Raw genomic sequence first — 19,259 nt, 5'->3', positions numbered from 1 at the left:
ATCACCTGCTTCCGACGTGGTCCCGGAACGGGACAAAGCCGTCAAATACTGCAACTCGCCATGCATGTAATTGGAGACAGAAAAAGAAGAGCATGGCAGGATCAGGTGTGAGACCGGACTCTCGATGGGAGGGCTCGGCTCGATGGATCCAGGAGAATTTGGTTATGGCTCAGGGCAGTGTCAAGTGGTTCAACGGTGAAAAGGGCTTCGGATTCATCGAGCAGGAAGGTGGCGGACCGGATGTGTTCGTTCACTACTCGGAGATCCAGGGCAGCGGCTACAAGTCCCTCGACGAGGGCCAGAAGGTCGAGTTCGAGATCGGACAGGGCCAGAAGGGCCCCCAGGCTCAGAACGTTCGCGCCATCTGAGTTCGATCCCAGTCTGACTTCAGACTGAAAAGGCTGGACGCTGCACCGCATGGTGCCGGCATCCAGCCTTTTCTTGGTTTCCGGGTCGTCTTGGTTCACGGGTCGGGCTTGTTCCCAATTGGCACCGGTTACGTCGCTCGCGCCCGCTTCTTCTTGTGGGAGCTGTCGCAGAACGGCGCGATGCCGGTCCGCCCACATCGACACAATGCAACCGTAGAGCGCTTGTTCTCTATCGGAGTGCCGTCTTCACGGAGCAACTCGAAGTCACCACGCACCAGCAGCGGGCCGTCCGTGCAGGCGGTTATGGTGGTGTTGTTACCGGGAACACTCGGTGTTTCGGCAGATGACGATTCGGGAAACGCGGTCATATGTCCTCTTCAGTTCTCGATTCGGCCACTGGTGTGCCCACTTCCATGCCTGTTCCACAGGCCCGCGGCCCATTGAGCGCCACTCTCGTTTCCATTCTGCGCTCCTCGGCCGATCCGAGGGAGATTACGGCTGCCGCTGACGCGTACGAGGATGCACAGTCCACCGACCTCACCTACGACATTCTTCGTGACGACGACGCTCAGCTGACCCTGACGCTCCTCTACGAGCTTCATTTGCAGGGAATCGAGAACGTCTCGGACAAATGGGAGTGGAATCCGGACCTGCTCGCGGTGCGGTCTCGGCTCGAAGAGCGTTTCGAGTCCGCCATCGCGCAACTCGTGGGGACAGTGGAGTCGTCTGGCGACGTCGTGGCCGACCTCTGGTCGATGACCGCCCCCAGTGCAGGCCCAGGTCTTGCGTCCTTCATGGCGAAAGATGCAACGATCGATCAGTTCTCGGAGGTGCTGATTCACCGTTCCCTCAATCAGCTCCGCGAGGCGGATGTGCACACCCTCGGAATTTCGCGTCTCTCCGGCGCCGTCAAGGCCGCCCTCGTCGAAGTGCAGAGCGACGAGTACGGAGGCGGCCGCGCAGAGCGAATGCATTCGCGTCTTTTTGCCGACACCATGCGGGCTGTGGGTCTTTCGGACCGCTACGGCCACTACATCGATTCTGTTCCCGCGGTAACGTTGGCGTCGTTGAATGCTCTCTCGCTCTTCGGTTTTCATCGCCGCCATCTCGGAACGCTGGTCGGGCACCTGTGCGCTGTCGAGACCACGTCTGCGCTGCCGAGCAAACGATACAGCGCAGGACTGCGCCGACTCGGATTCGGTTCGGGCGCGACACTGTTCTACGACGAGCACGTGGAAGCGGATTCCGTTCACGAACAGATCGCCGTTCGGGACCTTGCCGGCGGTCTCGCTTCTTCGCAGCCGCACCGCACTGATGACATCTTGTTCGGCGCCGCAGCGTGCCTGGCGTTCGACGATCTTCTCGGCGATCACCTCACATCGAGTTGGGAGAAGGGCAAGACTTCGTTGCGCGAATGATCACGAGTTGTTCGATTTCCTGACCGGTGGTGATCAACCCTCGTGCCTCGAGCATGGTGCGCCTCTCGCGCATCACGGGCCCGAAGGGAACGTACTTCCGGGCTGAAATCTCTACGGCCATACCGTGTTCTTCGAGTATCGCCTCGGTCTTGTCGACCCCACACAGCACCGATTGCAGGAGAAGCAGTGTGCCGCCCGGGACGAGCACCTCGTGAACGGTGGCTGCGATCCTGTCGATGAGGGCGCGTCCGTCCTTGCCTGCGTCCCAAGCACGTTCGATTCCAGCGGTAGGGAGATCATCTGCAAGAGCAGGGACGTACGGCGGGTTGGAGATCACCAGATCGAAGAGTTCGCCGTGCACCGCCTCGGTGAGGTCGCCACGACGGGAGTCGATCGAGGTTCCGTTGAGGATCCCGTTGAGACGAGCATTGGCACACGCTCGGCGAGATATGTCGACCGCGACGACGTGGCCTGCGCCTGCCGCGGATGCCGCGACAGCGAGGGCGCCGGTCCCCGTGCACAGATCCAGCACCCGACTGCGAGCGGTGAGGCGCTCGAACAGCAGCGCATCCGCCAGTAACGACGTGTCGTGTTGCGGTGGATACACACCAGGTAAACGCAGGATCATCATCGGCTCCTCTTTTTCAGGCGACATCGCACATCGCTGCGTGCGGCTACCCAGGAACCTCGGATTTCATGCAACATCGAAGCAAAGACCGCCTGGAACGGTTACATCGCCGCAATTTGCGGAGTAGACCTGAATCATGACAGGCAATGCGGACACCCCACAGGGAGCCGCGGCGTTTGCTTCCGCAGCAGATTCGCTCGACACCCTCGCCGAAGCGATTGCCGGACTCCGGTCCACTCTGAACACGGACGCGCATCTCGACTCCATGCTCCAACGTCTGGCCGAGACGGCGGTCAAAGCGCTGCCGGATGCCGATGCTGTCAGCGTGACGGTGCTGTCCGCCGATGGCCCACGAACTGCTGCATCTACCGCGGACTACCTTTCCGCGATAGACGATGCCCAGCATTCCGCCGATCGTGGTCCGTGCGTTGACGCCGCGCGCACCATGTCGTCGGTTCGGTCGAAGGTGGGTGATCACGACGACAAATGGCCGGAATTCACCGCCGAGGCCCGGAAACAAGGTGTCCGGTCCTACTTGTCCGTGCCGCTCACCATGGGCGAAGGAAGCACCGAACTTCTCGGCGCGTTCAACGTCTACGGATTCGCCTCGACAGAGTTCAAGCCCTTCGACGAAGAGTTGATGAAATTGTTCACCGCCGGTGCGGGCGCGGCGATCGCAGATTCACGACGCTGGCGTCGGGCACACGAGCACATCGAACAGTTGCACTGCGCCATGGAATCTCGTGCCGAGATCGAACAAGCCAAGGGCGTGCTGATCGCCATCCACGGCATCGACGCCGACGAAGCATTCAGCCGGCTCGTTCAGCAATCGCAGCACACCAACGTGAAACTGCACGAGGTGGCCCGGATGCTCGTCGATTCGGTGCGCCACCGCCGGTTCTGAAGATTCTTCGGTGCGAAACCCCGTTTTGCACCCAAAACCCCGTCTTGTACCCCGCCGGCACATCTCTCAAACGTATCCAGAGATGTTTCACCGAAACAGTTTTCGACCTGCACGGCTGCTGGCGGTCGCGCGGCGGCCCCCGTCCGAAATGTGGTTATCTGTTGAGAACCGGGACGAAAGAAGACCCGACCGTACCAGGGTGAGGAAAGGATCGTCACTGTGCCAATCGACCAGGTTCTTGTCGTAGTTCCCGCCCACAACGAAGCCGAAGACCTCCCCAATTGCCTTCGTGCACTCGCAACAGCGGCGTCTGCTTGCGTTGTCCCCGTCCGAGTGGTTGCCGTCCTCGACAACTGTTCGGACGGAACCGCGGGGGTCATCCCCGACGGGGTGGAAGTACTCCGCGTCGAGCATCAGAACGTCGGCCGTTCGCGAGCGACGGGTTTCTCTGCGTTCGGCTCGGATTTGGGGGCCTCAGCGTGGTTCGCCACGACCGATGCCGATTCGGTGGTCGGCCCCACCTGGATTGCGCGCCAATTGGAGTATGCGCGTACTGCGGACGTCGTCGCGGGCACCGTTCGCATCGCGGACTGGGAAGGCCATCCGCACTCCGTTCGCGAACGGTACGAACGTATGTACCACGCACATCCCTATGGTCGACACGGTCACGTCCACGGTGCCAACCTCGGTGTCCGCGCCGATATGTACTGGGACGTCGGAGGATTCTGCGATCTCGAAGAAGACGAGGATGTCGATCTCGTCCGGCGGTTGAGCGAGGCCGGTGCCTGTATCGCGTGGGCAGAGGACATTGCGGTCACCACGTCTGCGCGTCTCGACGGCCGAACTCCGGGCGGCTTTGCCGGACATATCCGTAACCTGGGTGGTACGACCGCCGATAGCGAAGAAGCGGAGCTGGCACGATGAAACGACTACACACACTCCTGGACGCAGGTGGACTGTACTTGCCGCTGCCCGGCGGCGGCGCGACGGCCGCACGGTGGACCTCCCTGGCAGAGCTCACACGGGAGAATGTGGTTCTCGGCCGGATGGCTGAGGCTCACACCGATGCCGTCGCGATACTCACCGAACTCGACGGACCGGATCCCGAACCTGGGCAGCTGTGGGGAGTGTGGGCGGCCGAGCCACCCCAACCTGTGGTGAATGCGTCTGAGCACGTGGGGATCTGGACGCTCACCGGTCGCAAGTTGTGGTGTTCCGGCGCCAACACCTGCACGCATGCACTGATCACCGCCTTGGTCGACGGTATCCCCTCCCTCTTCGCGGTCGAGCTCGGACTACCTGGGGTGCATCCCGTTCCCGATTCGTGGAAGGCCGTCGGTATGGCCGAAAGCGACTCCAGCGCGGTCGACTTCGACATGGTTCCGGCCATACCGGTCGGGACGGCAGGCGACTACCTGAGCCGCCCGGGGTTCTGGCACGGCGCGATCGGCGTGGCTGCATGCTGGTACGGCGGCGCCTGCGGCGTCGCTGATCCGTTGTACGACAAGGCTGCAAGCAGCGAAGACCCCTACGTACTCGCACACCTCGGTGCGGTCGATGCAGCGCTCGCCGCAGCGCGCAACGCGCTCGCAGTCGCGGCGGCCGAGATCGATGCGGATCCCTTCGACGAAAATGCCGAGGCCATGCAGCGGGCACTCCGTGTGCGCGCAATTGTCGAGCGCGCCGCTACCGAGACCCTGGATCGGGTGGGACGCGCTCTCGGCGCCGCACCGCTCTGCATGGACGCCGCGCACGCGGCACGGGTAGCCGATCTCACCGTCTACTTGCGGCAGAGTCACGCCGAGAAGGATCTCGCCGAGCTGGGCCGGATTGCAGCCAAGGGGAAACGGCCGTGGTGAACTCGAAACTGTTCGCGCAGAAACCTGTCGACGACGGCGGTACTCCCGAATCGACATGGCGGGAGTGGGGAAGAAGTTTTCCGGAACTGGATCTCACCGGATGCTCACGATTGATCATCGTCGCTCCCCATCCCGACGACGAAATACTCGGTCTGGGCGGAACCGCTCTTCTGGCAATACTTTCCGGCATCAGTGTTCAGGTCGTATCTGTCACCGACGGCGGAGCTTCGCATCCCGATTCACCGACCGTGACTCAGCCCGAGATGGAACGCCGTCGACGGTCCGAGTCGGATCGGGCAGCGCGTGTCCTCGGAATTCCCACACCGGTTCGATTGAGCATCCCGGACGGAAAGACCGGCGAGAACCGACAGGAGTTGACCGACCGCCTCAGCTCGATTCTCGGTGATTCCTCGGCGGATACCTGGTGCGCCTCCACGTGGCGCGGGGACGGCCACCCGGACCACGAAGCCACCGGAGACGCGGCGGCGAGGGCGTGCGCGGACACTGGATCGCGCTTGATCGAGTATCCCATCTGGGCGTGGCATTGGGCCGCGCCGGATCATGCGGCAGTCCCGTGGGAAAGAGCACGAAAGGTGACCTTGCCCTCCGACGTTCAGGCTGCGAAATCTGCTGCCACCAATGAGTTCACTTCACAGATCGCTCCGCTTTCCGATCATCCCGCGGATGCACCCATCCTCCCCCGCCACGCGATGGAACGACTACTGAGGCCGTACGAGACGGTGTTCGTATGAGCGATCGTGAACTCCCCGCGGATTACTTCGCCAAGATGTATGCCGCACAGTCCGACCCATGGGATTTCGAATCCCGCTGGTACGAGCAGCGGAAGTACGCACTCAGTGTCGCTATGCTCCCGAAACCTCGATACCGTCGCGCATTCGAACCGGGGTGCTCGATCGGGGTTCTCACCGAGAAGTTGTCCGAGCGCTGCGACAGCGTTCTCGCCACCGACATCGTCCCGACCGCACTCGAGAGCGCTCGAGCGAGGCTTACCGGACATGACTCCGAATTTCGGCTCTGGGCGTTGGGTGACGACTGGTCCGACGAAACCTTCGACCTCGTCGTCATCAGCGAAGTCGGCTACTACCTGACCTTCGAAAAGCTCATCGAGGCAATGCTGCAGGTCGTCGAGCATCTCGAGCCTGGCGGAACGCTGCTGTGCGCCCATTGGCGTCACGTCGTACCGGAGTATCCGCAAAACGGTGACGCTGTTCATTCGGCTGTGCGCCAGACCCCGGGGTTGGCGCAGTTCGCGTCGTACCAGGACGAGGACGTGCTGATCGATGTCTTCGTGAAGGGTCCGCCGTCACCACCGTCGGTAGCTCGTTCCGAAGGTCTGATCCAGTAGACCTGTGCGCGGTTGAGGAGTGTGGGGACTCCTCGACCGCGCACGGGGGTCAGTCTCGCTGCTCCAACGCGAGGTCCGTATCCGACTGCAGTTCACCGACTTCGGACTTCAGGATCCGCATCGACCTGCCGAGGCCCCGGGCCGCGTCGGGCAGCTTCTTCGAACCGAACAGCACCACGAGCACTACTGCGACGATCGCCCAGTGAGTCGGGCTGAGCGCGCCCATCAGGCGGGTTCCTTGCCGTCGGGGTACACCGCATCGACCTCTACCTCGACGAGCCAACCGGCAACGGGCAGTCCGGCAACCTCGAGGGCGAAGCGGGTGGGCCGGGCGCTGTTTCGCTCGATCGGAGCGATCGGCTCGGCCGTGCCCATCGGCACCAACTCGGTGTCACCCGTGTCGAGATTGGTGTTGGCGAAGAACTGCCGGTACGCGCGATTCCATCCGGTGTAGTCGGCCTTGTCCGATCCCGGCGCGTTGTCGAGGAAGACGCGCATCGTCACGACGTCTTCGAGACTCAATCCCTGAGCTTCGAGGTTGTCGCGGATCTTCTTGAGTACATTGATGCCCTGCGCCTCGGTGACGGTGACACCGGTCGGCAGAACACCGCCGGAGAACTGACCGTCGATGTACGACTCCGGCGAACCTTCCGGCGCCGCCTTGTTTCCTGCCGACGGACCGATGCCGCTGGTCTTGTAGATTGCGGTGTCGCCGCCGATCGCGACGCCCTGAGCGATCATCGGGTTTGCCTGCCCCGCTTCGAGAATCGATTTCGAGACGAACGAACTCGATGTGGTCTCGGCGTCCGCCTCGTCAGACGAGCAGGCAGTGGCGAAGCCCAGTAGCGTGGTGGCGGCGAATGCCGCTGCAAGGACCTTGGTGCTGCGAGATTTCATGATTAGACCTCCAGAAAAAGTGATGGGAAACGAAGCACGTCAGGCAGTTTGCGCAACACGCTGATGCAGGTGGGTCACGACGTCCTGCGCGGACGTGAAGGCCCCGTGCTGCCAGGCGATGGCGTTGGAGAGGTGATCGCCGGCGAAGTAGATCCGGTCGACGGGTTCGAGCAGCTTGGTGTACTCGGGAGTTGCCATGCCGCCGTGGGAATCTCCCGCGCCGGCCCATGATGCCCAGGCGGATTCCGAATACTTGGTGCGACGCCAGCTTCCGGAGAAGGACGACGAGATGTCGCGAGTGTATTTGTCGCCGTGGATTTCTGCGCCTTCGGCGATGGCCTTTGCCAGCCGCTGACGGTGGGTGAGCGATTCGAAAGCCTGTTGACGCTTACCCGAGCTGTAGTACGCGACGACGACGCCGCGGTCGGAGTTGTAGTGATCGTAGGGGAACATGATCTGGGAGATGTCGCGGTCGGTGTTGGACGCGCCACCGTAGATGCGGTCCTCGGTCTCCCACCACCGACGCGAGTATTCGATACCGAGCTTGCCCGACGACGACGGCTTGGCTGCATCCAACGCGAGCAGGATGTCGGAGGGCAGGTTGTTGTTCAGCCGCTTGATCAGGTGCGGTGGGATCGTGCAGATTGCGTAGTCGGCGGTGATCGACTTGGATTTGCCGTCGACGACGTAGTCGACGGTGACGCCTTCCGGCACGTTCTTCATGCCGCTGACCTCGGCGCCGAACTCGATGTTGTCCATCCCGATCGCGTCCTGGAACTTGTAGTAGATCCGGTCCATGCCACCGACGGGGGTCATCATCGTCATGGCCTGGTCGTAACCGAACTCGAAGGAGAATGCACGCCCGATGCCGCCCTGGATGACATCGCTCATCCCGAATGGTTCGATCTCGGTTCCGAAGTTGAGGCCGGCGCCCGGCTCCGCGGAGTGCCCTCGACGCGAGGATCCGACGTAGCGGCCGTCGCTGGAGAGATCACCGAAGTCGGTGAGGAAGGACGAGAGTGCTTCTTTGTCTTCCTTGCTCAAGACCTGGTCGAGAGCGCCCTGATTGGTGGCCTTCTGCAGCAGCTCGGACATGTATCCGTAGGTGTCGGCTTTGGCTGCTCGGTAGGTGATCGACTGATTCGCCAGCGGCTTGTTGCCGGTGTAGTTGACGAAGGTGTTCGCGTTCTGGTTTCCGAACATCTGCAGTTCGACGCCCAGTTCGCGGCAGTAGTCGATGGTGTTGTGATTTTGCGGAATACGCGTCGCACCGAGGTTGTAGAAGTGCCCTTCCGAGAACGTACAGGTCTGTGTCTCACCGTTCAGGTCGGTTTCTTCGGTGCCGTTGCGGATCGACCACACCCGACCACCCGGGCGGTTGCGTGCTTCGAGGACGGTGACCTTGTATCCGGCCTTCTGCAGTTCGTAGGCAGAGCACAGCCCGGACGGTCCGCCGCCGAGGATCACGACGGAGTGATTTCCCTTGACCTTTCCGATCAGGTCACCCGCAGCAGGTGCCTGAAATCGCCTCGGCGTCGACGCCACTGCCGGCGCCAGGCCGATGGACGACATAGCACCGAGTGCCAGGCCGGCGCCGCCGGTGATTCCCAGGCTGCGCATGAAAGATCTACGTGTGTATGGCATTCGAGCTCCCCAGTGTGCTCCCGGTGACCCGGGTGGTTGGTGTTGAACACAGACTTCAGGAGCGTTGGGTCCGGAACTTGACGCGCAGGAAACAGTCGGTGGGGACCGAGTGAGAAACGTGCGAGCGTTCGCATCTTGCTCTCTCACCCGAGTGCGATCAGCGGAAGCATGCCCGCAATATCGGCGTTACAGAACCGGACTAGCGTGACGCGACATGTCCGCTCTCACCGAAGCCATCGCGCGGTCCTTCACCACGCGCGAGAAGCAGCCCCCGGCGCGATCACCGCTGCGGGCGTTGGGCCGTCGGCAACTCTCGGGCGCCGAAGTGCTGGCCCAGTCGGTGGCAACCACTGCCCCTGCTGTGTCGATGGTCGTTCTGCCCGTCACCATGCTGACACACGGCCGATTGTTGAGCGGGATGATCACCATCATCGCGGCCACCGTGCTGGTGACGCTCATAGCCTTCTGCGTTTCGCAGTTCACTCGCCGAATGGCTGCGTCGGGCGGATTGCACAGCTTCGTCTTTCGTGGCCTGGGCACCCGGGCAGCATTGACCACCGGCATCGCCATGCTGGTCAAGTACGTCGGCAGCGCGGTGATGACGCTCTATCACGGCGGACAGGCCGCAATCGCATTGCTCGGCTTCGCGGGTGTGCACGTGGACAAGACTTTTCACGTCATCGCGCTCTATCTGGGGATAGCCTTGCTGATTCTCGGCGCTCTCGTGCGAAGTGTCAGATTTGCCGCGCTCGCGATCCTCGTCGTCGAAAGCTGTTCACTTCTGTTCATCGTCGGGCTCATGATCCTGGGCGGTTCCGGAAGTCAACAAGCACAGATCGTTCCACCCACCTCCGGCCACGGGTTGTTACTCACCGCCCTGGCTGCCGTGTTCGCTCTCGCCGGATTCGAGAGCGCGGCCTTCTTCGGCCCCGAGGCCCGTCGTCCGCTGGTAACCGTCACCCGCACAGTCCTTCTCACTCCGATCATCTGTGGATCGCTCTTCATCTTCGCGGGCTGGGCCGCTTGGTCCGGGCGCAGTGACACCCTCGTCAACGCCTATCTCCACGGAACGGCGACGGGCGTGAGCCCCGGTGTCGTGATCGCGCTCAACGTCGGTCTGGGGTGCTCGTGGCTGGCGTCCTCGATGGCGTCGTCCAATGCTGCGTCACGCCTGGTCTATTCGTTCGGTGTCGAGCGCCTACTCCCCCGCCGGTTCGCCTCGGTTCACAGTGCCTTCCGTACGCCCTACTTCGCATTGACTACCGTGGTCTGCACCGTCCTGCTGGGCGGCGGAACCTTTGCCGTTCTCGGGCGCGGAGAAATCTTCGACGACGTTCGACTGACTGTTCGCGGCGCCGTCATCGTGGCCTATGCACTGACGGCTATCGCATCCGTTGTCTTCCTGACACGGATCGGCGAGCACACTCCCGGCGTTCTCGCGGCCGCGTCGTGTGGCAGTGGTGCCGGAGCGATAGTCCTCGGTTACCTGGTTTATGCCAACACGATCGACCACGCGTACGTTGCACCGATCGCCGTACTCGTGATCCTGACTTCGGGCACACTCTGGCAGTTCTACCTGCGACGCCGAAGCCCCAAAAGTCTGCTGCACGTCGGAGCTTTCGACAGTCCCGAAACCGAGGACGTACTACCAGGAGCTGGGGTGTTCGCCACCGACGCAGCCGGAAACATCGTGCTGGTGGGCGAGCCGACTGCCGGCGCCCGCTGATGGTGGGCCGACCACGCGACCTCGGTGGGCACGAACCCCGAGCGGTTCAGCGCGCCCTTGCCCTCCTCGAGTCGGCGGCCAGGCTCGGATCGGGAGCCACCGCCAAGGACATTGCCGCCCTGGCCGACATCCCACCTGCCACTGCCTATCGGTTACTCAACATCCTTGTCGCCGACGGTTACCTGGTTCGGATCGCCGACCTCTCCGGCTTCGCACTAGGCCGACGCACCCGTGAATTAGCCGGGGCTGCCGCCGAACCCACACCCATCGACAATTCGGTGCTCCTCGAAGAACTCCGCGAACAGCTACGGTTCGGCGTCTACCTCGCGTCGTTTGCAGAAAACAGAATTCGGCTCGTCGATCGCGATCCCGACCACGAACTCAGTGGCGAACGGACACTGGTCACAGCCGTTCACGCGTCGGCTATCGGGAAGCTGCTCCTCGCCAACCGACCCGAATTGGCCGAGGCCCCACTGCGAAAGGTCACCGCACACACCATCACCGACGGCGACGCGTTGGAACTCGAGCTCTCGCGGATCCGGCGCGGTGAGGCCGCCCGTGAGGTCGACGAGATTCGTGTCGGACGCTCCGCCGTCGCCGTCCCGATCCACGACGCGGAAAGGTGTGTCGTCGGTGCCTTGGCTGCGATAGGTCCGACCGGCAGACTTTCCGTCGACGACGCAGACCTGGTGGCACTGCTGCGGGAGTACGCGGAACGCATCGTTGCACCGACGATGTCGAAGGCAAGCTGAAAGTCAGAGGCCGAACACACGTTTGGCAAAGCCGAGATGCTCGTCGGCCCAGCCGATGACGCCGAGCGTGGAATCGAGATTCTGCGGCGGAGTGCGCACCAAGGTGTCGCGTCGGACGAGTCGGTCGAAATCGATCTGAGCGCGGTCGAACTGGACCCCTGCCGTGACCATGATGTTCGCCAGTTCTTGCGCCATCACCCCGTACGCGACTGTCGTGGGATGAACGCCGTCGAGCGAGAAGAGGCCGCCCGAAGCGCGGCCGCCGCGACCGTCGGCGGAGAGGAACAGCGAGTCCGGCACGGGTTGCAAGTCGGTCAGCGCCTTGGGAAGGGGGTACGGCGTCCACCATGACGGCCGCGCATTGACGTCGGTGACGTAGCGCCGTGAGGCCACGCGCTCGAGCAACCCGGCAATATCGCAGAGGTACCAGTCCTTCCCCACCCGACGGGCATTCGCGACGGCTTGCTCGATTCCGTCGTTGTACATGTCGATTGCGGTGTCGACGGCCCACGCCTGCGCGCCGGTGATGTGCTGATCGCGTTGTGGGTCGAAGTCGGTGTCGCGCACCCACGGTCGTGCGTAGTACGGGAAGTAGCGGGATCCGATTTCGATCTTCCCCCCGAGCCCGTGGGCGATCGGTGCGATGGTCACGTGTGGGACGGTGCAGAGGATGACGTGCTGGGCGTTGATCTTGCGGATCGCGGCCAGCACCTCGGCGTACTCCGACGCGAAGTGCTCAGGCCGCCACACCGTGTAGTCGCGCTTGCCGCCCGGATCACGGAAGTTGTTGCCGCTCCACTCGACTCGAAGTTCGGTGACGGTGCGGAGCGCGTTGTTGGCACCGAGGAAGACGATCAGAGTTTCGATGCCTTCCTTGCCCAACTCCGCTGCTGCGTCGAACGCGGTCATACGCTTCTCGGCGTCGGAGCCTCGCGGCAGAACTCGCAGTGCGGCGCGCTCGCCGTTGTTCTCGACGATCTGGCTGATCAAATCGTCGTGCGGTTGGTGAAGAGCATCCTCGCAGCCCTGCGCCGTCTTGGTCAGAGCGTCACGAAGATCCCACCCGTACACCGAGAGGTTGTGGTTGATTGTCGAGAATGTCGGCGCTTCGCTGCCCGGTCCGCGTTCCCAATAGTCCTCTACCTGATCCATGAACGCGCGCGCAGCAAAGAGTGCGAGCGGCACCTCCCAGAGGTCGAGCCGTGGGCCGAAGCGCTCCTCGAGGGTGCGGAGCAACAGTTCGATGTTGAGCGGAAGCCCGCCCGGGCCGCCGTAACGGGGAAAGCGGAACTGGTCGAGCCGGCCCAGCTGGTAAGCAATGATCGCCGGATACGACAGATCGGTATTGAAGATCGCCCCGCTCTGGAATCCCTGAGACAGCGAATCGCCGATGACCACCAACCGGTGGGGAGCATCTCCCCCTGGCGGAACTACCGGAATCCCCACTGTGGGATCGAACTGCGGAACCCTTGGTCCGCCGGCGGCCGCGGCCACGACGTCGTCGGGAGTATCGGATGGAAGTTCCATGCCCACTCACCTCCGGAAAAGTCCAGCTGGTCAGCTTATCAGTGGTGGCTTACGCCGATCGGCATTGTCCTGCTCCGATTGCTTCTCGATCGACCTGACAACCTCGTCGGCCCACTGTTGATTTCGCCCGTCGAATTCCGCGCGGTCCCGACGCGCGATACCCCGCCCCACCAGGATGGCAATCGGAATGGAACACACGACCCATACGAGTAGTACGCCTCCGACAATCCACCACATAACCAGTAATTGTGCCCGATTCGACGACTGTTGTGCTCCAGGTCGAAACATCTGTCCGAATCGTGGCGGTCAATCCAGGTGAGCGCGCAGGTCAGAAACGATCTGCGTCGACAGTTTCACGGGCTTTGCGAACCTGATTCCAACCACGAGCGGCGATGCCGAAGGCAACAAGCGACATCAGATCCGAGACCGTCAGACCGTGTTCTCTGTTCAACGACCACAAGACCTGACCTTCCAGCGGTCCATTGAAGAACAGCCACGCCACCCCTGCACAGACGGTCACAACAACACTGGCTTTGGACGGCTTCATCAAACACACGGTGCTGGTCACGAACAACAAGTTCATGAAAACCAGACCGTAGAAAATTCCGATCATGCGACTCCCCCCGAAGTTCGTTCGTTCAGCCGCGGTTGAAGTTCAGGTACGCCTTCGACGGTGTCGGGCCGCGCTGGCCCTGGTATTTGGATCCGGCCTCGGAGCTTCCGTAGGGGAACTCTGCAGCGCTCGAGAGCTTGAGCAGGCAGAGCTGTCCGATCTTCATTCCCGGCCAGAGCGTGATCGGCAGGTTTGCGACGTTGGACAGCTCCAGTGTGATGTGGCCGCTGAAACCCGGGTCGATGAAACCGGCGGTGGAGTGCGTCAAAAGGCCCAGGCGCCCGAGGCTCGACTTACCTTCGAGGCGCCCGGCCAGGTCGTTCGGCAGCGAGCACACTTCGAGAGTCGAACCGAGAACGAACTCGCCGGGATGCAGTACAAACGGCTCGCCCTCTGCCGGTTCGACCAGGCTGGTCAGCTCGTCCTGGCGCAGTGCCGGGTCGATGTGCGTGTACCGCGTATTGTTGAACACCCGAAACAGACCGTCCAGTCGGACGTCGACGCTCGACGGTTGCACCATGGAGTCGTCGAAAGGGTCGATACCCAGACGTCCAACGGAGATTTCGGCACGGATGTCACGATCGGAGAGCAGCACAGGTAGAGGTTACCGGTTCTGCGGGCAGTGCCGACCCATCGCCGGGGCGATCACACTGTGGTTACCGAACACGATGCGCGGGTTCTGGACTCCCACGGCAGAGCCCAGCCCCACCTGTCTCAAGTTCTCCATGCCGAAAGGCTTTCCCGCGCAGAACTTGTGGGCAAATCATTTACCGATGGCGCCGACTTCCACACGCCTGTGTTGATCAATGACGGCCGGGGACACCGCTGCTTGAAAGCTCGTCTGATAATGTTCGGAAAGCACGTTGATCGGCGGTGAAAACACGTCCGGTCGGCTGCGACGCCGATGTAGTTCAATGGTAGAACATCAGCTTCCCAAGCTGAATACGCGGGTTCGATTCCCGTCATCGGCTCCACAGATTCTCCGCAGTTCAGAGCCCTTTTGGGGCAGTCGAACTTCGCTTGTTTGGGTCCCAAATCCTGTGACAGGTACACGGCAGGTACACAACCCCCTCCATTCAGTGATCAGTCAATGTGAATCCAACGAAAATGGGGGTGCTAGAGGACCGCGTCTCGGAATTCTGCAGTTCATCGATGCCGTCCGACTGGTCGTGCCCCGGCCTGAATCGGTGTCCATTGCGCGCACTGTCAGGAGAGTGCTGTCGACCTCGAAGCCGATGGTCGCCGGTACCTCGGTTCGTTTGCCGTCCATCAGTGATTCGAGCGCGACTACCAACCGATGGGGTTGGAAACTGTCTCCGCTCGGACTCCGCCCGCTTATCAGTTGAAGTTTTTGAAACCGATCTGCCGTAGCGCACCCGGACACCGGGGACCACAACTCACGCAAGAATGCAGATCTTCTCACAATCACAACTGTGAAAATACCCAAGTCCGTCAAAAATCACCTTCGAAAAGCATCAAGTACGTATTCTTCCTAAGTATCGGACAGCCCTAACCGTAAGTCCCAATGCACGACCATCGCTCTGCACGGATCCGGAGAGCCGGATAAAGCTCGAAGAAATACCCCAGTTTCGAGGACTGTCACATTAGCGTCGTGCTACCTTCCCGACGATCTTTAGAAACCGGCAGATTGGCCCCAATTCGATAGAAGGCCGTAAGTGTCCAGAGTCGAAACCTTATTCCCCGCAAGCATCGCAGCGCCTTCCCTGGTTATGACGTTCGGAGCTACGGCTTCTCACGCAACTCCCAAACCGGGCAACTTTGGCGCAGGTGCTTCTGGTGGACCTTGGTTGGTGGACTACAACTCCTCGAATCGCCTCGGATATATCAGGACAGTCACCTCATTGTCCAGGCTCGCCCGCTTACATTGCAGGTCCCAATTTCGATAGCAGGACATCTGCCCTGTATGCAGTAGCGAATCTTGCCGGGCCCTAGACGGAGCGAGGAGGTGAATTCAAATGGATAACGTCCTCTTTGCTATCGTCAACGTGATCGTGGCGATGGCGAACGGTTCCACGATCCCCTTCTCACTAGAAGGCGCAGGGCCACTAACCGCTCCCGACTTGTAGAGAAGATCGGCCGACCGCATGTGGATGACATTTTCAGCTCTGCCTGAAACCTGCATATCAGAAGATGCGTGGATCGTGCGGTGGTCACAAACATAAGCTCCCCTTCCTGGCCAGGAAGGGGAGCTTATGTTTGACAGGTCCCAAATAGTCGGTCGAGGCCGCCCCGAATAGGATCAGCAACCGAATGTCACAGCGCCGACTGGTTTGATCACGCGAGTGTGCACCGTGAGCAGAATTCACACAGAGGTCGATTAATGTGCATCTGCTGAATCAGCCTTCTCAGCTCCGTTTGATCGAATAAGTCTGCTGGCTCGAGTGCCCTTGCTACGGGGAGGCAAGCTACCGATCTCGGACGCGGGCGCTGTCTCTTGATGTTGATGTTGACCACGATGGACCTGTACCTAGTTGGCACTGACCAATTTAGGTCGTCGAACAGGTAGCCCGTGGAAGCGCTTCACTCTTCGGCGTGATCACGAGCGGCCGCTATGTGGTGAGGATCGGTCGGTCTCCTCTTGAAATGTAGTCGGCAAATCGTTCAATTCCTGCTTGTGAGAAGCTTCCTCGACCTGCGCGTCTAAGTGCGGCTTCGACGAATGGGAGCGGTTTCCTGCGGTATGTGCGGTAGATGCTGTCGAGTACTGGTTGCAGTGCCCGGCGTGCGAGGTCTGCTGTTTCCGGGTCTGAACCCCCGAATTTCACTGTCACATTCGGCATAGATACCCCTGCTGGTCGAGTGTCCGATTCCCTGGCCGGAAGCGTACGTATCGGGATTGCAAATCAGTACAGAAACACCAAAACGGGGCGCTAAGTCCCTACTTGCGGTGGATACGACTCCGTCTTTGGGTTGACGAAAAGGGGCCCGACCGCCGCGTGCGGTCCAGCTTCCGTTCTACGACTACGGGTTACGCCCCGAAGCCGAAGCTTCTGGTTTCGCCTGCTTCACGGGTGGGTGGCGAACTGCCGATGCTGACGGGTGTTTGCGTCAACACATAGCGAACTCTCCATCGACAACGTCCATGCAGAATGACCCCCGCGACATAGTTGCCGCCTTCGACGAGGTGGCCGAATTCATTGAGGCGATAACTACCGGCCACCCGAAGGTGCCCCGTCCCGTGGTCGACCACCTAGATCGGCGGTTCCATGGTTCCGAAGAAGCTCAATGCCTGTGCGCAACGCCCCGGGATCTGGAAGTTCGTAGCCGGTCTGCATCCAAGCTGTTCCATCAGCCTCTGCGATGAATGTCCCGATAGGCAGCGCTCGGAGACCCAAGTCATCGGTGCCAGATTCCGCGATCTCATTGCCAACATGCCCCACGACGTTCTATGGTTCATTACATGAGTAATGAACCAGTGAACATCGGGCATCGATCATCGTGATCGACGACGGACGACCACTGTTCCAGCAGATCGCCGAGCAGATCGAAGGCTCGATCATCGACGGCTCCCTGCCGGAAGACGGGCAGGTGCCCTCAACCAACGAACTGGCGGCGTTCCACCGAATCAATCCGGCGACTGCAGCCAAGGGCCTCAATCAGCTCGTAGGCGAGGGGATCCTCTACAAGAAACGGGGAATCGGAATGTTCGTCACGGTCGGTGCCCGCGACGCACTCAGGTTCAGACGCCGAGAAGCGTTCGCGCGCCAGTACATCGAGCCGCTGGTCGCGGAGGCCGACCGGCTCCAGATTTCCCTCGGCGAACTCAAATCCATGCTGGACGACAGGAAGGCGGACCGATGAACGCAAGCACGACAACGACCGAGCCCCGAGTCAGGCGTTTCGACGAGACCGAACTCGTCGCCTCGATGCGTTCGGTGGACAGAAAGTACGGGGATGTCGACGCGCTCGCGGACGTCTCGTTCGAGATCAGCCGCAACAAGATCTACGGCCTACTCGGCCGTAACGGCGCAGGCAAGACGACGATCATGCAGATACTGACCGGGCAGGACCTGCACACCAGCGGCGACGTCGAAGTTTTCGGGGCCGCCCCTTTCGAGAATGCCGACGTCCTGGCGAACGTGTGCTTCGTCAAGGAAAGCCAGACGTACCCCGAAGATCTCAAGGTCAAGCACGTATTCGTCGCCGCCGGCCATCTACTCCCGAATTGGGACCACGCGTTCGCCGAGACACTGCTCGACGACTTCCAACTTCCCTTGTGCCGCAAGGTGAAGAAGCTTTCACGCGGCATGCGGTCGGCATTGGGGGTGATCATCGGACTCGCCTCCCGCGCGCCCCTGACGCTTTTCGACGAGCCGTATCTCGGTCTCGATGCCGTTGCACGCCAACTGTTCTACGATCGACTGCTTGCCGACTACGCCGAACATCCTCGCACTGTAGTGCTTTCGACTCACCTGATCGACGAGGTAGCCAATCTGCTCGAGCACGTGATTGTCGTAGACAGCGGCCGGATTGTCGTCGACGCAGACGCGGATGCACTGCGTAGCCGCGCCGTGGTGGTATCCGGTCCCATTGATGCGGTGGATGCCGTTGCTGCGTCCGGCAGGGTCCTGCGCCGGGAGACACTGGGCGCCCACAGCCGAATCATGTTGCAGGCCGATGTGACAGAGACCGAGCGAAACCGACTGCGGGAGGCTGGAGTCCAAGTGGAACCGGCATCTTTGCAGGAACTTGTCATCGCGACTTCGACGCAGCGCAAGGAGATCACCGTATGAGTATCGCAACGACAGAGCCACGGACGGTCCCGAAGACGCCCGCTCGGTCCAGGATCGGTGCCGTCCTACAACTGCACACGGTCGCGTGGCCGTTGCTGATCGCCTGGCCGGTGGGCATCCTGTTGATCTCGTTCCTGATCAGCTTCACTATCTACGCGATCGTCGGGAACGAGGAGGGTGAAGGATTCACCGGCAGTGTGTTCTCGGTCTACGGTTTCGTGCTGGCGTTCTACCTCCAGTCGATGACGCAGACGTTCCCATTCGCGCTCGGACTGAGCGTGACTCGCCGCGAGTTCTTCACTGCCACCACGGTTATGGCGCTGGCACAGTCCGCAGTCTTCGCAATCGCGCTGCAACTGCTGTCCGTGCTGGAGTCCGCCACCAACGGCTGGGGTGTGCACATGCGCATGTTCGGCATCGCACGCTATTTCACCGACAACACCGCCGTACAGTTGCTCGCACTGTTCGCGACGCTGCTGCTGACCAGTTCGATCGCAATGCTGGCAGGTGCTATCTACCAGCGGTGGAGGATCACCGGTCTACTCGCCTCCCTCACCGGGCTTTTCGGCTTGCTCGGCTTGTCAGCGATCGCGATCACCTGGGCTGGGTGGTGGCCGGCGATCGGTTCGTGGTTTGTCGATACTCCCCGAGTGGTACCGATGGCACTACTCCCTCTGGCCCTTGCCATCGCGTGCATCGCCGGAGCCTGGGCGACGTTGCGTCGAGCAACGCCGTGACCGCGCAATCATGTGCGACGCCACATGTCGCGTCGTCTCGAAGTGCTCGTCGGATCAAACCCGTCT

The 19,259-nt window shown here is 61.5% G+C and carries 20 protein-coding genes and 1 tRNA gene; 13 read left to right on the top strand and 8 right to left on the bottom strand.

Annotation, left to right across the window (positions count from 1 at the left end; translation table 11 throughout):
• Window positions 1-164 precede the first annotated feature (164 nt).
• A complete protein-coding gene (locus M0639_RS06225; protein ID WP_003943666.1) occupies window positions 165-368 on the top strand; it encodes a cold-shock protein in 204 nt (67 codons plus the stop codon).
• A 128-nt stretch (window positions 369-496) separates the two neighbouring features.
• Here M0639_RS06225 and M0639_RS06220 read toward each other — a convergent pair whose 3' ends face one another.
• The gene (locus M0639_RS06220; protein ID WP_064075807.1) at window positions 497-736 is read right to left on the bottom strand and encodes a CDGSH iron-sulfur domain-containing protein; all 240 of its coding nucleotides are present in this window, start codon (window positions 734-736) and stop codon (window positions 497-499) included.
• Between M0639_RS06220 and M0639_RS06215 the strand changes: the two genes are divergently transcribed.
• Complete coding sequence (locus M0639_RS06215) at window positions 737-1,786, top strand: iron-containing redox enzyme family protein (RefSeq protein WP_007726547.1); 1,050 nt, start codon at window positions 737-739, stop codon at window positions 1,784-1,786. It abuts the gene before it with no gap.
• Here the strand turns inward: M0639_RS06215 and M0639_RS06210 are convergent.
• Window positions 1,743-2,441 carry a HemK2/MTQ2 family protein methyltransferase gene (locus tag M0639_RS06210; protein ID WP_037131016.1) on the bottom strand — a complete coding sequence of 233 codons (699 nt, stop codon included), beginning with the start codon at window positions 2,439-2,441 and terminating at the stop codon, window positions 1,743-1,745. The genes M0639_RS06215 and M0639_RS06210 overlap by 44 nt on opposite strands.
• 109 nt (window positions 2,442-2,550) lie before the next feature.
• Between M0639_RS06210 and M0639_RS06205 the strand changes: the two genes are divergently transcribed.
• The 5 genes from M0639_RS06205 to M0639_RS06185 all read left to right on the top strand — a co-directional run bounded on the left by M0639_RS06205 (window position 2,551) and on the right by M0639_RS06185 (window position 6,543).
• Window positions 2,551-3,318, top strand: coding sequence for a GAF and ANTAR domain-containing protein (locus M0639_RS06205; protein WP_054801039.1), 768 nt, complete (start codon window positions 2,551-2,553; stop codon window positions 3,316-3,318).
• A gap of 219 nt (window positions 3,319-3,537) precedes the next feature.
• Window positions 3,538-4,242, top strand: a complete 705-nt coding sequence (locus M0639_RS06200) for a glycosyltransferase family 2 protein (RefSeq protein WP_064075806.1) — start codon at window positions 3,538-3,540, stop codon at window positions 4,240-4,242.
• Window positions 4,239-5,177: an acyl-CoA dehydrogenase family protein gene (locus tag M0639_RS06195; protein ID WP_064075805.1), complete on the top strand. Its 939-nt coding sequence runs from the start codon at window positions 4,239-4,241 to the stop codon at window positions 5,175-5,177. Before M0639_RS06200 ends, M0639_RS06195 begins: the two co-directional genes overlap by 4 nt.
• On the top strand, window positions 5,171-5,929 hold the full coding sequence (locus M0639_RS06190) for a PIG-L deacetylase family protein (RefSeq protein ID WP_064075804.1): 759 nt from the start codon (window positions 5,171-5,173) through the stop codon (window positions 5,927-5,929). The genes M0639_RS06195 and M0639_RS06190 overlap by 7 nt, the downstream gene beginning before the upstream one ends.
• On the top strand, window positions 5,926-6,543 hold the full coding sequence (locus M0639_RS06185; RefSeq protein ID WP_064075803.1) for a class I SAM-dependent DNA methyltransferase: 618 nt from the start codon (window positions 5,926-5,928) through the stop codon (window positions 6,541-6,543). Before M0639_RS06190 ends, M0639_RS06185 begins: the two co-directional genes overlap by 4 nt.
• A 49-nt stretch (window positions 6,544-6,592) precedes the next feature.
• On the opposite strand, the gene tatA is transcribed toward M0639_RS06185, so the two are convergent.
• From tatA to M0639_RS06170, 3 genes are read right to left on the bottom strand one after another with little or no spacing between them, the layout of a single operon-like run.
• On the bottom strand, window positions 6,593-6,769 hold the full coding sequence (gene tatA / locus M0639_RS06180) for a Sec-independent protein translocase subunit TatA (protein ID WP_003943732.1): 177 nt from the start codon (window positions 6,767-6,769) through the stop codon (window positions 6,593-6,595).
• Complete coding sequence (locus tag M0639_RS06175) at window positions 6,769-7,440, bottom strand: Rid family hydrolase (RefSeq protein ID WP_007726540.1); 672 nt, start codon at window positions 7,438-7,440, stop codon at window positions 6,769-6,771. Before M0639_RS06175 ends, tatA begins: the two co-directional genes overlap by 1 nt.
• A gap of 39 nt (window positions 7,441-7,479) precedes the next feature.
• A complete protein-coding gene (locus tag M0639_RS06170; RefSeq protein WP_003943721.1) occupies window positions 7,480-9,060 on the bottom strand; it encodes a flavin monoamine oxidase family protein in 1,581 nt (526 codons plus the stop codon).
• Between the two features lie 238 nt (window positions 9,061-9,298).
• On the opposite strand from M0639_RS06170, the gene M0639_RS06165 reads away from it, so the two are divergent.
• Both M0639_RS06165 and M0639_RS06160 read left to right on the top strand, forming a co-directional pair.
• Window positions 9,299-10,810 carry an APC family permease gene (locus tag M0639_RS06165; protein WP_042452324.1) on the top strand — a complete coding sequence of 504 codons (1,512 nt, stop codon included), beginning with the start codon at window positions 9,299-9,301 and terminating at the stop codon, window positions 10,808-10,810.
• Complete coding sequence (locus tag M0639_RS06160; protein ID WP_007726535.1) at window positions 10,810-11,562, top strand: IclR family transcriptional regulator; 753 nt, start codon at window positions 10,810-10,812, stop codon at window positions 11,560-11,562. Before M0639_RS06165 ends, M0639_RS06160 begins: the two co-directional genes overlap by 1 nt.
• Before the next feature lie 3 nt (window positions 11,563-11,565).
• On the opposite strand, the gene M0639_RS06155 is transcribed toward M0639_RS06160, so the two are convergent.
• The 3 genes from M0639_RS06155 to dcd all read right to left on the bottom strand — a co-directional run bounded on the left by M0639_RS06155 (window position 11,566) and on the right by dcd (window position 14,297).
• Window positions 11,566-13,089 (bottom strand): hypothetical protein, encoded by a 1,524-nt coding sequence (locus M0639_RS06155; protein ID WP_047269032.1) that lies wholly within the window; start codon window positions 13,087-13,089, stop codon window positions 11,566-11,568.
• Between the two features lie 328 nt (window positions 13,090-13,417).
• Window positions 13,418-13,702 carry a hypothetical protein gene (locus tag M0639_RS06150; RefSeq protein ID WP_042452329.1) on the bottom strand — a complete coding sequence of 95 codons (285 nt, stop codon included), beginning with the start codon at window positions 13,700-13,702 and terminating at the stop codon, window positions 13,418-13,420.
• Window positions 13,703-13,727: 25 nt separating this feature from the next.
• Window positions 13,728-14,297 carry a dCTP deaminase gene (gene dcd, locus M0639_RS06145; RefSeq protein ID WP_003943702.1) on the bottom strand — a complete coding sequence of 190 codons (570 nt, stop codon included), beginning with the start codon at window positions 14,295-14,297 and terminating at the stop codon, window positions 13,728-13,730.
• Window positions 14,298-14,602: 305 nt separating this feature from the next.
• Between dcd and M0639_RS06140 the strand changes: the two genes are divergently transcribed.
• The 4 genes from M0639_RS06140 (at window position 14,603) to M0639_RS06125 (ending at window position 19,193) form a co-directional block, all read left to right on the top strand.
• Window positions 14,603-14,676, top strand: a tRNA-Gly gene (locus M0639_RS06140).
• 2,485 nt (window positions 14,677-17,161) lie between these two features.
• Complete coding sequence (locus tag M0639_RS06135; protein ID WP_007726518.1) at window positions 17,162-17,524, top strand: GntR family transcriptional regulator; 363 nt, start codon at window positions 17,162-17,164, stop codon at window positions 17,522-17,524.
• On the top strand, window positions 17,521-18,456 hold the full coding sequence (locus M0639_RS06130) for an ABC transporter ATP-binding protein (RefSeq protein WP_064074897.1): 936 nt from the start codon (window positions 17,521-17,523) through the stop codon (window positions 18,454-18,456). The genes M0639_RS06135 and M0639_RS06130 overlap by 4 nt, the downstream gene beginning before the upstream one ends.
• The gene (locus M0639_RS06125) at window positions 18,453-19,193 is read left to right on the top strand and encodes a hypothetical protein (protein WP_007726514.1); all 741 of its coding nucleotides are present in this window, start codon (window positions 18,453-18,455) and stop codon (window positions 19,191-19,193) included. Before M0639_RS06130 ends, M0639_RS06125 begins: the two co-directional genes overlap by 4 nt.
• Window positions 19,194-19,259: the final 66 nt, after the last annotated feature.

The organism is Rhodococcus qingshengii JCM 15477 (assembly GCF_023221595.1).
GTDB classification, from domain to species: domain Bacteria; phylum Actinomycetota; class Actinomycetes; order Mycobacteriales; family Mycobacteriaceae; genus Rhodococcus_F; species Rhodococcus_F qingshengii.
This window is presented reverse-complemented; position numbering and strand designations above follow the sequence as displayed.